Source organism: Stenotrophomonas sp. (assembly GCF_036662295.1).
Lineage (GTDB): Bacteria > Pseudomonadota > Gammaproteobacteria > Xanthomonadales > Xanthomonadaceae > Stenotrophomonas.
In genome coordinates, this window is sequence record NZ_JAVWXA010000022.1 from 15,893 (window position 1) to 30,561 (window position 14,669).

Consider the following 14,669-nt stretch of genomic DNA (forward strand, 5'->3'; position numbering starts at 1 on the left):
CTCAGGCGGCGGGCGGCTGGATGAGTTTCCAGCCGTTGCCGGACGGATCGCGGAAGCCGGCATCCACCGTGCCGTAGCGCTCCACCGGTTCCTGCATGAACTCCACGCCCAGTGCGCTCAAGCGCTGGAAGGTGGCACGGCAGTCCTGCACCCGCAGCACCAGCGGCGGCATCGCGCCCTTGGCCACCAGCGCCTCCAGCGCCTGGGCGGTGGCCGCATCGTGCACCGGCGGGCCGGGCCGGAACAGGCCGAGCTGGACCTCGGGCTGGTCCGGGTGCTGCACCGTCAGCCAGCGGTAGTCGCCGTTGCCGGCGTCGGTATGCACGCGAAAACCGAGCAGGTCCACGTAGAACGCCAGTGCTTCGTCCTGGTCGCGCACGTAGATGCCGACCACATTGATACCTTCCATCAGGAAACCTCCGTCGTGTGAGGCTGTTTTTTAGCAGCTGCGGTGCGGCGCCGCTTCTCCGAAACTGCGCTGACCAGGTCCGGCCGGCCGGCGGCCCGGGCCAGGCACTCCGGCGCCACGCCCTCGGCGCGCGGCGGCGGTCGGCTGCGCGCACGCAGTTCGCCGGGGCTGCAGCCGGTGATGTCGTGGAAGATGCGCCCGAAGGTGCCCAGGCTGGACCAGCCGGTCTGGAAGGCGATCTCGGTGATGGGCAGGTCGGTGTCGCGGCACAGCGCGATGGCGCGTTCGATGCGGCGCGCAAGCAGGTAGCGGTGCGGTGGCAACCCGAAGGCCTGCTTGAACTGCCGCGCAAAGTAGGCCGCCGACACCGCGCTCACCTGCGCCAGCCGCTGGATCGGCCACGCCTGCTGCGGCGCGCGGTCCATGTGGTCCTTCGCGCGCAACAGCCGCCGCAACAATGCTGGACTCTGGGTCATCGCACCCTCGCTGGCCGGCGCCGGGCCTCGGCCGCCGCATCGGCGCAGTGTCGCGCGAATGCGTGCGCGGCGCCACGCCGTGCGCGTAATGCAAGGTTGATGTCATGGGGAAGTCACCGGCGATGCCGATACTCCGCCGGTCGCCCACTACCCCCCACGGACCCATGCGCGCTTCTGGCCACTGCCCCCGTCTTTCGCTGCTTGCCCTGATGTTGTCTTCGGCCGTACAGGCGATGGCCGCCGAACCCGCGCCCGCGCCCGCCGATACCGCGCGCACGCTCGACCAGGTGCAGGTGATCGGCCAGGCCACCAGCTACGCCACCACCACGGTGAGCCAGGAAACCCTCAACCGCCAGCAGATCCTGAGCAGCGTCAACAACGCGCTCAACGAGCTGCCCGGCGTGGTGGTCAGCGAGGCCGATGCCACAGGCTCGTCGGTGTGGGGCACGCAGATCAGCATGCGCGGCTTCGTCACCAACCGCGATACCCAGCAGATCGGCACCACCATCGATGGCCTGCCCAACGGCGGTTCCGGCTATGGCGGTGGCTCGCTGGCCAACCGCTACATCGACACGCTGGACCTGGAAACCATCGAGGTCAGCCAGGGCACCGCCGACATCTCCTCGCGCTCCAACGAAGCGCTGGGCGGCACGCTCAACTTCCTCACCAGCGATCCGCTGGCCGAGCAGCGCCTGCGCATGGTGGTGGGCGGCGGCGACCATGACGCGCGCAAGTACTACGTGCGCTACGACACCGGCCTGCTCGGCGGCCACACCCGTGCCTGGGTCAGCGCTTCCTCGTCCAAGGTCAGCGACTGGATCGACGGTACCGGCCATGTGAGCAACGACCACGTCGCGGCCAAGTTCGTGACCGAGCTGGACCGCTGGACGCTCAGTGGCTACGCCTCCTACAACGATGCCGACGAACCGGAATACACCAGCGTCACCCCGGCCGCCTTCGCCACCAACCCCGACCGCGACGGCCTGACCGGCACGCTCACCGGCATTCCCTACCTGGACCAGAACTTCCGGTCCGGCTCGCGCGCGCTGCGCGAGAACACCTTCGGCTACCTGCGGGGCGCCTTCGACAGCGGCAACGGCTTCAAGGCCACCCTGACCGGCTACGCGCACAAGATGGAAGGCCGCGGCGACTGGCTGCCGCCCTATCTGGTGCAGGCGCGCAACGACGGCGCCGGCCAGCCGGAGTCGGAGTACCTCGGTGGCAGCACCGTCTACGGCGGCAGCGCGCTGGGCCAGTTCTACTTCGTCAACCCCGATGGCAGTGCCGCGCAGATGCGTGCCGGCTGCGTGCCGCGCGCCGGCTTCAGTGCCGAGTACGATCCGTCCTGCTATGCCGCCGGCGTGCAGGGCGTGCAGTCCTACCGCCACTCGCACTACGACAACGACCGCGCCGGTGCCACCGCCGACATCGAGTGGAAGCAGACCTGGGGCAGCGTGGACAACACCGTGCGCGGCGGCGTGTGGGTGGAGCAGTACGACCGCAGCGTGCGGCGCGACTGGCACCGCCTGCTCAACGTGGGCACCGACATCGGCTTCGACCACCAGCCGTACTGGGTGCAGTTCGAAGACCGCTACAAGACCAGCGAGCAGATGTACTACGTGGAGGACGTGGCACGCTTCGGGCCGTTCAGCGCGCGCGTGGGCGTCAAGCAGTTCTTCGTGGACCAGAAGCGCAATCGGGTGATCGGCAGCGCCGAGCGCGTGCGCTCGGATTCCAAGTCCGATCCGCTGATCTCCGCCGGTGGCACCTGGACCCTGCCGGTGGACGGGCTGGAAGTGTTTGGCGGGTTCTCGCAGAACTTCGCGGCCATTCCGTCCGGCGTGCTGGGCGAGACCGACGCGCAGCGCTTTGCCCGCGTCGAGCCGGAGACGGCCGACAACATCGAGCTGGGCCTGCGCGTGAGCCGCTGGCCCTTGACCGGCTCGCTGACCCTGTACAACATCAAGTTCGACAACCGCATCGTGTACCTGCCGGCGCGCCTGGCCGACGGCATCGACTACCTGGACGAGACCGATGGCGTGTATGAGAACTTTGGCGGCGTGGAAAGCACCGGCCTGGAAGCCGCGCTCGGCTACGGCTGGGACAACGGCTGGCGGCTCAACGGGGCCTACACCTACAACCGTTCCAAGTACCTGGGCAGCGGCAACCTGGCGCGCGATACCGAGCTGGGCATCGTCGATGGCGCGCAGGTGATCGGCCAGCCCAAGCACGTGCTGGTGGTCTCGGCCGACTGGCAGGGCGAGCGCTGGAATGCCGGCATCTCCGGCCGCTACCTCGGCGAGCGCTACCTGGATGCGTCCAACACCAACAAGCTGCCCTCGGCCACGGTGTTCAACGCCAACATCGGCTTCGACCTGCAGGGCCTGTCGCCCAAGCTGAAGGGTGTCGGTGCCAGCCTGGTGGTGAGCAACCTCACCGATCGCCGCTACCTGGCCGGCGTGGACGGCAGCAACGCCGCCTTCATCGGCGCCCCGCGCACGGTCGGCTTCTCGGTGCGGGTCGACCTGTGACCCAGCGCGACCGCCCTGCACCGGACATCGGCCGCCGCCGTCTGCTGCAGGGCGGGCTCGGCGCCGGCATCGCCGCGCTGTTGCCCAGCATCGCGCGCGCGGCGGCGATCGCCCCGCATGTGCGTGCCGGCAGCCTGGAGGACGTGCAGCACATCGTGGTGTTCATGCAGGAAAACCGCTCCTTCGACCACTACTTCGGCACCTTGCCGGGCGTGCGCGGCTTTGGCGACCGGTTCGTGGTGCCGGCCGCACCGTGGGCGCAGGGCCAGCCCACGCGCAGTGTATGGCTGCAACCCAACGCGGCCGGGACGCGCGCCATCGCGCCGTTCCCGCTGGATACCGCTGCGGACTTCGGGGTGATGCGCGTGGAAGGCACCCCGCACACCTGGCCCGACGCACAGCGTGCGTGGGATCACGGGCGCATGGCGCAGTGGCCGGCGGCCAAGCAGGACCATGCGATGGGCTATTTCCAGCGCGCCGACATGCCGTTCCAGTTCGCGCTGGCCGAAGCGTTCACCGTGTGCGATGCCTACCACTGCGCGATGCAGGCCGGCACCAACCCCAACCGCCTGTTCCTGTGGACCGGGCACAACGATCCGCAGGCGCGCGGTGGTGGCCCGGCCGTGGCCAACTCGCACGACAACTTTCCCGAGCTGGGCGGCAACCCCGAGTCCTACACCTGGACCACCTACGTCGAGCGCCTGCAGGCGGCCGGCGTGGACTGGCGCATCTACCAGGACATGGCCGACAACTTCACCGACAACCCGTTGGCCGGCTTCGAGACGTTCCGCCAGGCGTGGCGCGGTGCGCCCGGGCACGCAGCGGAACTTCGCGCGCGAGGGGTGAGCACGCGCGGGCTGGCGCAACTGCGGCAGGACGTGCTGCAGGGCCAGTTGCCGCAGGTGAGCTTCATCATCGCCGATGCCGCCGGCAGCGAGCACCCCGGGCCGTCCAGCCCCGCCCAGGGCGCGGCGTATACCGCGCGCGTGCTGGATGCGCTGACCGCCGATCCGGCGGTCTGGCAACGCACCGCGCTGCTGCTGATGTTCGATGAGAACGACGGCTTCTTCGACCACATGCCGCCGCCCGCGCCGCCCTCGCAGGATGCCACCGCGCCCGGTGGCTGGGCCGGGGCGTCCTCGGTGCCCACCGCAGGCGAGTACCACCGCCATCCTTCGCCGGGCAACGAGAAGGCCGATCCGCTCGACCTGCGCGGCCGCCCGTATGGCCTGGGCCCGCGCGTGCCGCTGTACGTCATCTCGCCGTGGAGCCGTGGCGGCTGGGTGGATTCGCAGGTGTACGACCACACCTCGGTGATCCGTCTGATCGAGCGCCGCTTCGGCGTGGCGGCCCCGGACATCTCGCCGTGGCGGCGCGCGGTGTGTGGCGACCTCAGCGGCGCGTTCGACTTCTCGCGCCCCGACGCGCGGCCTTTCGTCGCCACGTTGCCGGCCACCGCGGCCGTCGCGGCGCGCGCGGCGGCATTGCCGGGGCGCACCGTGCCGGTGCTGCCCGAGGGCCTGGCCCCGGCCCGGCAGGAGCCGGGCGTGCGCCCGGCGCGCGCGCTGCCCTACCGGCCACAGGTAAACCTCGTGCGCGATGACGACCACGTGCGGCTCGACCTGGCCTGCGAGGGCGCCGCGGCGGTGCTGCATGTCTACGACAAGCTGCGCCTGGAGGCGATCCCGCGCCGCTACACGCTGGCCCCGGGCCTGCCGCAGCACGCGCGCTGGGCCATGGATGACGGGCGTGGCTTCGACCTGTGGCTGCTCGGGCCGAACGGCTTCCACCGCCATTTCCGCGGCCAGCCGGGCAGCGCCGCCCTGCTGGAGACCCGCATCGACCGCGCCGACGGCCAGCTGCGCCTGTGGCTGCGCAACCCCGGGACGCAGGCGCTGGCCGCCACCGTGCGCCCCGGTGCCTATGTGGCGGCCACCCCGCATCGGGAATTGAACCTGGAGCCCGGTGCCACGCTGGAGATCGCGTGGGACGCGGTCGCCAGTGGCGGTTGGTACGACCTGCACGTGGCGCAGCCCGGCGCGTCCCAACGCCTGGCCGGGCGGGTGGAGGATGGCCTGCCGGGCAGCACCGACCCGGCGATGGGCGCCGAGCCGATGCGCTGGCTTGCCGACTGAGCGCGCCGCGGCCTCAGCCGTGGCGACCGCCGGCCGGCAGGGCGTCCTCGCGGCCGGCCGCCGCCCAGGCCCGCAGGCCCATCACCGCCAGCCCCACGAACACCAGGTACAGCCCGGCGGTGACGTCCAGCGACTTCACCAGGTACATGCCCACGTAGACCACGTCCACGAGGATCCACAGCCACCAGGTGGCGATGTGCCGGCGCGCCTGCCACCACTGCGCCACCAGGCTCAGCGCGGCCAGCATCGCATCCAGCCACGGCAGCGCGGCATCGGTCCAGGTGTGCATCGCCGCGCCCAGCACCCCCCCGAACGCGATGCCGATGGCCAGGTCGCGCAGCAGCGCGCGGCGTGCCAGCGGTGCGATCACGATCGCCCCGTCGGTCTGCGCGTGCCGGTGCCAACTGAGCCAGCCGTACACCAGGAAACCGCCGAACACGACCTGCAGCAACGTGTCCGAGTACAGCCGCGCCTCGGCGAACACCACGCCGTACAGGGCCACCGCCACCAGCCCCACCGGCCAGGCCAGCATCCGCCGGCGCGCCATCAGCCACACCCCGAGCAGGCTGGCCACCACCGCCGACCATTCCAGGATGGCCGCGCTCATAGCCCGAACGTCACCGACAACCGCGCCTGCCGCGGCGCGCCGGGGAACAGGTAGTAGTCGCCGGCGCTGCTGCCGGTATCGCGCCAGTAGAAGCGGTTGAACACGTTGTCCACCGCCAGGTTCCAGGTGACCGGGTGATCGCCCAGCACCTGCTTGAAGCGCAGGCCCAGGTCGACCACGTGGTAGGCCGGCGCACGCACGCCACCGTCCACCGTGGCCGCGTTGGCCGATGCGTAGCGCCAGCCGCCGGTGACGGCCAGCGCAGGGGCGAACGGCAGCGTGTAATCGGCATGCAGGCTGGCGCGTCGCTTGGGCACGTTGACCAGTTGGTGGCCCTCGTACAGCGCGGTGCCGGTGTCGCGCGCGCGCGCCTGCAGCGCACTGACGCTGGCATTGAGCACCAGGCCCTCGGCGACGCGGCCGTTGGCGGTCAGCTCCAGCCCGGTATGGGTCTGCTGGCCCTCGGCGACGAAGGTGTAACCGGCATCGCTGTCATCCGGCTTGGCGTACTGGAACGGCTGGGCGGTGCGGAACACCGCCGCGCCCAGCATCAGCGCGTCGGTGGCCGCGTACTTGAGCCCCACCTCGGTCTGCCGCGACAGCACCGGGGCCAGGAAGGCGCCATCGTTGGCGGTCCAGAACGGCGCTTCCTGGCCGAGCGAAATGCCCCGCACGTAGCTGGCATACACGTTCATGGCCTCGCTGGCCTTCCACACCAGCGCGGTCTGCGGCAGGAACCGCGACAGCGTGCTGTGCCGCTCGGGCGTGCCGCGCTTGTCGAACGCGCGCTCGTCCAGGCGCACGAAACGCCCGCCGGCCAGCCACTGCCAGTCATCGCCGAGCTGCATGCGGTCCATCGCGAAGAAGGCGGTCTGCGCGCTGTCCAGGCGCCGCACCGACGGGCCCGGCTGCAGCGGCGAGGGCGCGAACACCGGCACCTGCGCATCGTGGATGTTGGCCGTGCCCACGTACTCGTTGACGTTGCGGCGCTTGTCGATGGTGCGCTCGAAGCGGTCCACGCCCAGGCTGAGTTCGTGTGCGATGCGACCGGTGTCCACGCTGCCGCGCAGCTCGGCGCGCGCTTCCAGGTTGCGGCGGGTGTCGTCGGGGCTGCGGTAGTCGTAGATGTCGTAGTCGCCGTTGGGCGCGAAATAGTTGCCCGGCACGCTGCCATCGGCGCACTGCGCGGCGTAGTAGCAGCCGTAGGCGAAGGCCACGTTGTCATCGATCACCGATCGGCTGTAGCCGGCCGACACCCGCGACTGCCAGCGGGCGTTGAACTGGTAGGTGTGCAGGGCGGTGAGGTTGGTGCTGTCGATGCCGACCGGGCGTTGCCAGGGCTGGTAGCCCAGCATGTGCTCGCGGTCCACGCCGCGCGGCAGCGTGGTGGCACCAAGCAGCTGGTAGCCCGACGCCGAGCGCTGCGCGCTGGTCTGGTAGCTGGCATCCACTTCCAGCCTGCTGCGGTCGCTGATCAGCCAGTCGGCGGCCAGCGAATAGAAATTGCGGCGGCCCTGGGCATGCTCGATGTAGGAATCGCTGTCATCCCAGGCCGCGTTCACGCGCACGCCGAGGCGCGGCGTCAGCCAATGGCCGGCATCGATGGCGGCATAGCGCGAGCCTTCCGCGTCGGTGCCCAGGGTGAGATTGCGCACCTCGGCCGGGCGCTTGCCCACGTAGTTGATGATCCCGCCGGGGGCCATCACGCCGGCGGCCAGGCCGGCCTCGCCCTTGAGGATCTCCACCCGCTCGATGTTCTCCAGCGCCAGGCGCTGTTCGCCGGTGGTGCTCAGGCCGTTGAAGCGGTAGCCGGTGCCGGTATCCAGCGGAAAGCCGCGGATGGCGATGTTCTGGTAGTAGCCGACCGGGGCGTAGCTGTCGCCCAGCGAGGCATCGTGGCTGGCCAGTTCGGACAGGGTGCGCACCTGGCGGCTGTCCAGCAGGGTGCGGTCCAGCACGGCCAGCGAGGCCGGCGTGTCCTTCCAGGTGCCGCTGCCGAAGCTGCCGGCCTGCACGGTCTCGGCCGGCGCCTGGTGCGCCTGCACGCGCACGGCGGCCAGGTCGGTCGGGGAACGTTCGGCGGCGTCGGGGGCGGCATCGGCGGCGTACAGCGGCAGGGCGGCACACAGGGCGACGGTCAGCAGGGCAGGGCGGTAGCAGCGGTTCATTCGATTCGTCATCAGCCAGAAGAGACGAAGCGACGGCGCGCACGCACCGACCCATCCGGTCGTTGCGCCCACTGCACAAAGCTCCCTACGCCGGTATCAACCGGATCAGGTTCCAAGGGACTCTCTCAGCCTGGCTTTGCCAGGCACCCCCGCTTCGGCCACCATTTCACCACACTCGCCGCGTATTTGCCCGCGCCGGGTCAGGCCGCGCCGTGCAGCGCCGCCCGCAGCGCCTGTCCCTGCGCGCCCTCGAACCACGCCGCATGGCCCAGCAGGAAGGTGTGGTAGGCCACGTCGGCGTTGGCCGTCGAGCCGGTGATGCCCGCGAAGTACTCCACCTCGGACAGGGCGAAATCCAGGTGCACGATCGGCAGCAGGTCGGCCAGCAGCCGCATCCGCGCCGGCGACAGCGGCAGCACCTGCCGATAGCCGTCGACCAGGGCCAGGGCGAGGTCGGCGTGCGCGACCGGCCCGTCGCTGTCCAGCCAGGCGATGGCGTTGCGTTCGATCGCGGTGGCCAGGTCGTAGAGGGCGCTGGTGGGCGAGGCCAGGCCGAAATCCAGCACGCTGGCCACGGCCTGGCCGTGCGCACCGGGTTGCCACAGCAGGTTGGAGACGTGCCAGTCGTTGTGGGCCCACAGGCGTGGCTCGGCCTGCAATCGCCCGGCCAGGCCGGCATGCCACGGCAGCACCGTGCGCTGCAGGTCCGCCTGCCAGTCCTGGCCGGCCAGGTAGGCGGCCAGTGCGGGGCGCCCGGGCAGCATGGCGGCAAGGCTGGCCAGCGGGTCGGCGGCCCGCAGCAGGTCGTCGCGGGCGACCAGCAGGTGGGTGTCGCGCTGCGGGGCGTGGTAGCCGGCAGCGGCCCGGTGCAGCCGCGCGAGCATGGCGCCGGCCTGGCGGGCGTGCGCCACGGCGGCGGGCGGGGTCCACGAGGGCGCGTCGCGGTAGACGTCTTCGCCACGGCCCAGCGTGTGCACCTCGTAGGTCCAGCCGTCGTGGGCCAGCGCCGTCTGCCCGTCGATGCTGCGCAGCACGGTCACCACCGGGATGCCGGCCGCCTGCAGGTGGGCCATGAAGCGGTGTTCTTCGGCCAGCACCGCCGCGCTGCGCACGCTGCCGTGATGGCGTTTGACGAAGACCGCACCGTTGCCGGTGTCCACCACGGCAGCGGCCGAGAGCGGGCGCGGGCTGTGCCAGCGCAGGGTGCAGGGCGGGCGCAACGCCGGGTAACGGGTGGCCAGCCAGGCGATCTCGGCCTCGCCGAGCGCGGGCCAGTCGGCGGCGACCGCATCGTTGTTGAGGCCCTGGACGAGGTGGGGTGCGGTGTTCATCGGGGCGCTAGGGTAACGCGATCGCCGGCGGGCCCGGAACGCAGTACGGGCGGGTCATCGACCCGCCCGTACGGTGTCATCCGGCGCTGGCGCGTGCCGGCTTACCAGCCGCGGCCGTGCCGGCGGTCCCAATCGCGACGGTCGCGCTGCTGGTGTTCCCAGCGGTTGCGATCGTAGCGGCGGTCATGGCCGCGATCGTAGCCATAGCGGCGGTCGTTGTAACGACGGTTGTCGTAGCGGCGGTCATAGCGGTTGTCGTGACGGTCGCGGGTGGTCAGGTTGCCGATCGCGCCGCCTGCCACGGCACCGCCGACGGTGGCGGTCGGATCGCCGTTGGAGATCAGGTGGCCGGCCACGCCGCCCACCACGGCGCCCACCACGGTGCGCTTGTCTTTCCTGGACAGGGCGCTGGCATCACTGACCACGGCCAGACCGGCGGTGAGGGCCAGGGCCATGGCCAGTCCACGAAGGCTGAGTGCGGGAAGGTTGAGCATGTGCGGTTCTCCTGTCAGGTACGTGCCACGGTCGGCAGGGACGGCGTGCTGCTTGCCACCGGCCTCGGCTTCCACGCTGGGGGGTGGACATTGCCGGAACATTGCCCCGGCCCGCCGCCCGGCGTGCGCATTCATCTAGCGGCAGAAAGCATGAAGCGGCGCTGAAATCGGCCGGGCACGTTCAGCGCCGGTGCGGCTGCGGGCCAGTCGCGTGGCCGGCCACGGGCGTCAGATCTCGCCGTCGCGCAGGTAGTCAAACAGTTCGGCGTCGCCCTTGAGCCCCAGCTTGAGCATCGCATCGCCCTTCTGGCGGCTGATGGTGCTCACGCTCTTGTGCAGCTGCACGGCGATTTCCTTCACCGTCTGGCCGCTGCCGAGCAGGCGCAGCACTTCCACCTCGCGCGGGGACAGCGGCTTGGTGCTGGCTTCCACGTTCCTGGTGCCGATCGCATCGATGCGCTCCTTGAGCGTGCGGCTCACATACGGCAGGCCGCGCTGCACGGTCTGGATCGCCAGCGGCAGTTCTTCCATCGAGGAGGTCTTGTCGACCAGGCCGAGCACGCCGGTGGACACCACCATGCGCAGGATCGCCAGGTTGTTGGACACGCTGAGCATCAGCACCGGCAGGTCCGGGAAACGGCGCCGGATCATGCCGATCATGGTGAAACCGTCGGCCTGCTGGCTGCCCGGCATGGAGTAATCGGTCACCAGCACATCGCAGGGATGCTGGGCCAGCGCGGCGAGCAGTTCGTCGGCGCTGCTGGCTTCGGCCACCACCGTGCCCACCCCGCTGGATTCGATCACGGCCTTGGTGCCGATACGGACCACCGGGTGATCGTCGGCGATGATAATGCGCAGGGTCATGGATTAGTATGATCGCCGAGGCGGTCGCCGCTCGGGTCGTGCCGTGGTGGAACCTTCATTCTACGGAGATCAGACCGCATGCGTACTCCGGTTGTCCGCTGGCTGGTACTGCTGGTGCTGGCCATTTTCCCGATGTGGGCGATGGCAGCCGACGGCGTCGATGCGGAGGTGTCGCTTCCGCCCCGCCAAAGTGAATGGCTTGGACGGCACCCTAGCATCATTCTCGGCGTCTATGACAGCGGCTGGCCGCCCTTCGAATCGCTCAACGACGGCAAGCCGCAAGGGCTGGGCTACGACTACCTGACCCTGCTGGCCCAGCGCCTGGGCGTGCGCGTGCAGACCCGCGTCTACGGCACCTGGACCCAGGTGCTCGATGCCGCGTGCCGGGGCGAGGTGGACGTGGTGATGAACATCACCCTGACCGCCGACCGCACCCGCTGCATGGTCTACACCCGCCCCTACGTGGATGCGCCGCTGGCCGTGGTCGGCCGCCCGGACGACCTGCGCCCCTCGCGCGATCCGGACCTGCAGGGGCTGCGGGTGGTGACCGAGCGCGAGTTCGTCACCGCCGACCAGGTGCGCTCGCGGTTTCCCACCGCGCGCCGCGTGGGCGCGCCGGACACCCTCACCGCGCTGGGGATGGTGGCGGCCAACCAGGCCGACGTGTACATCGGCAACGCGCACGCCGCCAGCGCGATGATCGCCCAGCACGGCCTGACCAAGGTGCGCCTGCTGCGGCCCAGCGACCTGCCGCAGGACCGGCTGCACTTCGGCGTGCCCAACGCCAAGCAGCCGCTGGCCGAAGCGCTGGATGGCGCACTCGCGCGCATGACCCCGGCCGAACACGCCGCGATCGCCGCGCGCTGGCTGCGGCCGCTGCAATGGTCCCCGCAATCGCAGCTGGTGCTGGGCGAGGCCGAGCGCAAGGTGCTGGCCTCGCCGTTGCGCATGGCCTACCCCCCCAACGCCGCGCCGCTGGCCTTCATCGACGACGATGCCAAGCCCAGTGGCGTGGTCGGCGAATACCTGCGCCACCTGCGCGCGGCCGGCGCGCACCTGGAGCTGGTGCCGGCGCACGACTGGTTCGAGGTGCGCGAGCAGATGCGCCAGGGCAAGGTCGACGCGATCCTCGGCATTCCCAACGACTCCACCTACCTGGGCCGGGACTGGGTGTTCAGCCAGCCCTTCATCACCGTGCCCAACGTGATCGTGACCGCCACCGGCAGCCCCTCGGTGCTGGGCCTGGCCGATCTGGACGGGCGCAGCATCCTGCTGTCCGATCCCGACCGCCTGCGCGGTTACGTGCTGCAGTACGCACCCAACGCGCGCATCGTGCCGGCGCGCAGCACCGAGCTGGCGCTGGCGCGGCTGGCCCACGGCGACGCCGACGCCTACATCGGCAACCTGGCCATGGTCGATCGCTTCGTGCGTGATCGCTACCCGGCGCAGTTGCACGTGGCCGCGCCCGCCGGTTTCAGCGATCGGCTGTCCTTGGCGGTCAAGCGCGAGTACGCGCCGTTGGCCACCACCTTCGACCGCCTGCTGCTCAACATGACCCCGCGCGAACACGAGGCCATCCGCGGCGACTGGCTCTCCACCGAGTACCGCAGCGGCCCGGACTGGCGCTCGATCGCGCGCTGGGCGGTGCCGCTGGCGCTGGTGCTGCTCACCGCCAGCGTGGTGCACGGCTGGGGCTACTGGCGCCTGCGCAACGAAGTGGCGATGCGGCGGCGGCTGGAACAGCGCCTCGCCGAGGTGACCGACAACCTGCCCGCCACCCTGTACCAGGCGCGGCGCGAACGCGACGGGCAGCTTTCCTTCCCTTACATCGCCGGCGACATGGAGGCGCTGTTCGGCCTGGGCGCGGCCGATGCGATGGCCGACCAGGCGCGGGTGATGGCCGCCATCGACGCGCAGGACCGCGAGCGCGTGCAGGCGGCGGTGGACCAGGCCGTGCGCGACTTCGACGTGCTGGACATCGAATTCCGCACCTGCCCGCACGGTGAACTGCGCTGGGTGCGATCGCGCGCCACCCCGTATGCGATGGAGGCCGGCCAGATGCTGTGGAGCGGCTACTGGGTGGATGTGACCGAGGCGCGTGCGCAGGCCGATGCGCTGGCCAGCGCCAAGGCCGCCGCCGAACAGGCCGCGGCGGCCAAGTCCGAATTCCTGGCCACGATGAGCCATGAGATCCGCACGCCCATGAGCGGCGTGCTGGGCATGGTGGAGGTGCTCTCGCATACGCCGCTGGACCCCGAGCAACGGCGCATCATCGCGGTGATCGAGGATTCGGCGCAGATGCTGCGCCACATCCTGGACGACATCCTGGATTACTCGCGCATCGACGCCGGTGCCCTGCGCCTGGAGCTGCAGCCGCTGGCGCTGCGCGACCTGCTGGACAACGTCTACCAGCTGCTGTCCCCGCAGGCCGCCGGCAAGGACCTGGACCTGCAGCTCCACGTCGATCCGGCGGTGGCGCCCTGGCACCTGGGCGACGGCCTGCGCCTGCGCCAGATCCTGTTCAACCTGCTCAGCAATGCGATCAAGTTCACCGCGCAGGGTCGCGTGGCGATCGCGGTGACGCGTGAGCAGGACGAAGACGGCGCGCAGCGCCTGCGCCTGGCCGTGACCGATACCGGCATCGGTATTTCCGCCGAACAGCGCGAGCGGCTGTTCTCGCCGTTCGCCCAGGCCGAGGTGACCACCACGCGCCAGTACGGCGGCACCGGCCTGGGCTTGAGCATCTGCCAGCGCCTGGTGCGGCTGATGGGCGGCAGCCTGACGCTGGACAGCGTGCCCGGCGAAGGCACCGAGGTGGTGGTGCAGCTGCTGCTGCCGGTGGTGCCGGCGCTGGAACCGGGCGATGCGGCGATGACCGCTGCCAGCGGGGTCGCGGCCTTGCCCGAAGCGCTGCAGCAGCAACGGGTGCTGGTGGTGGAAGACCACCCCACCAACCAGGCGCTGATGCGCTGGCGGTTGCAGCAGCTGGGGCTGCCCCACGCGGTGGCCGGTGACGGCATGGCGGGGCTGGCGCTGCTGGAGGAGGGCGGTTTCGACCTGGTCCTCACCGATTGCCGCATGCCCGTGCTGGACGGCTATGCCATGACCAAGCGCCTGCGCGAATGGGAGCGCAGCCATGGGCGGCCGCGCATCCCGGTGATCGCGTTGTCGGCCAGCGCGTTGGCCGAGGATGCGCAGCGCTGCCGCGAAGCGGGCATGGACGACCTGCTGGCCAAGCCGGTGGCCCTGGCCACGCTGCGCCAGGCCCTGCTGCGTTGGCTGGGCGGCGAGCCGGCGCCGGCGGCGCCGGCGGACACGCGCGCGCCGGCCACGGCCGCGCCCACCCGCGAGGCGATCGTGGCCCGCTTCGGGTCCGCGCACGTGGCCGACGTGGTCATCGAGAGCATGCGCAGCACCAGCGAGGAAGACCTGCAGCGCAGCCAGGCGGCGTTGGCGCAGGACGATGCGGCCGCGGCGGGCGAGGTGCTGCATCGCATGGCCGGCGGGTTGGGCGCACTGGGGGCCGGCACCCTGGCCGGGCGCGCACGCACGCTGATGGAGCAGGTGGAGCGCGACGGCGTGCCGGCCTCGCGCGCGGCCATCGAGGCCTTCGAGCAGGCGCTGCGCGACTACCTGGCCTCGCTGCAGTCCTAG

At 70.9% G+C, this 14,669-nt stretch carries 10 protein-coding genes and 1 riboswitch; of the genes, 3 read left to right on the top strand and 7 right to left on the bottom strand.

From position 1 onward, the window contains the following. Window position 1 precedes the first annotated feature (1 nt). Both RSA25_RS06505 and RSA25_RS06510 read right to left on the bottom strand, forming a co-directional pair. The gene (locus RSA25_RS06505) at window positions 2-412 is read right to left on the bottom strand and encodes a VOC family protein (RefSeq protein WP_332808117.1); all 411 of its coding nucleotides are present in this window, start codon (window positions 410-412) and stop codon (window positions 2-4) included. Continuing rightward, the gene (locus RSA25_RS06510) at window positions 409-885 is read right to left on the bottom strand and encodes an AraC family transcriptional regulator (protein WP_332808093.1); all 477 of its coding nucleotides are present in this window, start codon (window positions 883-885) and stop codon (window positions 409-411) included. Before RSA25_RS06510 ends, RSA25_RS06505 begins: the two co-directional genes overlap by 4 nt. 164 nt (window positions 886-1,049) lie before the next feature. Between RSA25_RS06510 and RSA25_RS06515 the strand changes: the two genes are divergently transcribed. Further along, window positions 1,050-3,416, top strand: a complete 2,367-nt coding sequence (locus RSA25_RS06515) for a TonB-dependent receptor (RefSeq protein WP_332808094.1) — start codon at window positions 1,050-1,052, stop codon at window positions 3,414-3,416. Next, the gene (locus RSA25_RS06520; RefSeq protein ID WP_332808095.1) at window positions 3,413-5,551 is read left to right on the top strand and encodes a phospholipase C, phosphocholine-specific; all 2,139 of its coding nucleotides are present in this window, start codon (window positions 3,413-3,415) and stop codon (window positions 5,549-5,551) included. Before RSA25_RS06515 ends, RSA25_RS06520 begins: the two co-directional genes overlap by 4 nt. Before the next feature lie 13 nt (window positions 5,552-5,564). Here the strand turns inward: RSA25_RS06520 and pnuC are convergent, their stop codons facing one another. From pnuC to RSA25_RS06545, 5 genes are all read right to left on the bottom strand, one after another. Beyond that, complete coding sequence (gene pnuC, locus RSA25_RS06525) at window positions 5,565-6,158, bottom strand: nicotinamide riboside transporter PnuC (protein ID WP_332808096.1); 594 nt, start codon at window positions 6,156-6,158, stop codon at window positions 5,565-5,567. Then, window positions 6,155-8,326, bottom strand: a complete 2,172-nt coding sequence (locus tag RSA25_RS06530; protein ID WP_332808097.1) for a TonB-dependent siderophore receptor — start codon at window positions 8,324-8,326, stop codon at window positions 6,155-6,157. The genes pnuC and RSA25_RS06530 overlap by 4 nt, the downstream gene beginning before the upstream one ends. Before the next feature lie 65 nt (window positions 8,327-8,391). Next, a riboswitch (TPP riboswitch) is annotated at window positions 8,392-8,487 on the bottom strand. A 39-nt stretch (window positions 8,488-8,526) separates the two neighbouring features. Beyond that, window positions 8,527-9,657, bottom strand: a complete 1,131-nt coding sequence (locus tag RSA25_RS06535; RefSeq protein ID WP_332808098.1) for a phosphotransferase — start codon at window positions 9,655-9,657, stop codon at window positions 8,527-8,529. A gap of 101 nt (window positions 9,658-9,758) precedes the next feature. Further along, complete coding sequence (locus RSA25_RS06540) at window positions 9,759-10,151, bottom strand: glycine zipper 2TM domain-containing protein (protein WP_332808099.1); 393 nt, start codon at window positions 10,149-10,151, stop codon at window positions 9,759-9,761. 228 nt (window positions 10,152-10,379) lie between these two features. Then, window positions 10,380-11,015 (bottom strand): response regulator transcription factor, encoded by a 636-nt coding sequence (locus tag RSA25_RS06545; protein ID WP_332808100.1) that lies wholly within the window; start codon window positions 11,013-11,015, stop codon window positions 10,380-10,382. A 78-nt stretch (window positions 11,016-11,093) separates the two neighbouring features. Here RSA25_RS06545 and RSA25_RS06550 point away from each other — a divergent pair, with 78 nt between their 5' ends. Then, window positions 11,094-14,669, top strand: a complete 3,576-nt coding sequence (locus RSA25_RS06550; RefSeq protein ID WP_332808101.1) for a transporter substrate-binding domain-containing protein — start codon at window positions 11,094-11,096, stop codon at window positions 14,667-14,669.

Bases quoted from the DNA above. Each gene is read 5' to 3' on its own strand.
- RSA25_RS06510 (WP_332808093.1), bottom strand. From the start codon at position 885: ATGACCCAGAGTCCAGCATTGTTGCGGCGGCTGTTGCGCGCGAAGGAC.
- RSA25_RS06515 (WP_332808094.1), top strand. From the start codon at position 1,050: ATGCGCGCTTCTGGCCACTGCCCCCGTCTTTCGCTGCTTGCCCTGATG.
- pnuC (WP_332808096.1), bottom strand. From the start codon at position 6,158: ATGAGCGCGGCCATCCTGGAATGGTCGGCGGTGGTGGCCAGCCTGCTC.
- RSA25_RS06530 (WP_332808097.1), bottom strand. From the start codon at position 8,326: ATGAACCGCTGCTACCGCCCTGCCCTGCTGACCGTCGCCCTGTGTGCC.
- RSA25_RS06535 (WP_332808098.1), bottom strand. From the start codon at position 9,657: ATGAACACCGCACCCCACCTCGTCCAGGGCCTCAACAACGATGCGGTC.
- RSA25_RS06540 (WP_332808099.1), bottom strand. From the start codon at position 10,151: ATGCTCAACCTTCCCGCACTCAGCCTTCGTGGACTGGCCATGGCCCTG.
- RSA25_RS06545 (WP_332808100.1), bottom strand. From the start codon at position 11,015: ATGACCCTGCGCATTATCATCGCCGACGATCACCCGGTGGTCCGTATC.
- RSA25_RS06550 (WP_332808101.1), top strand. From the start codon at position 11,094: ATGCGTACTCCGGTTGTCCGCTGGCTGGTACTGCTGGTGCTGGCCATT.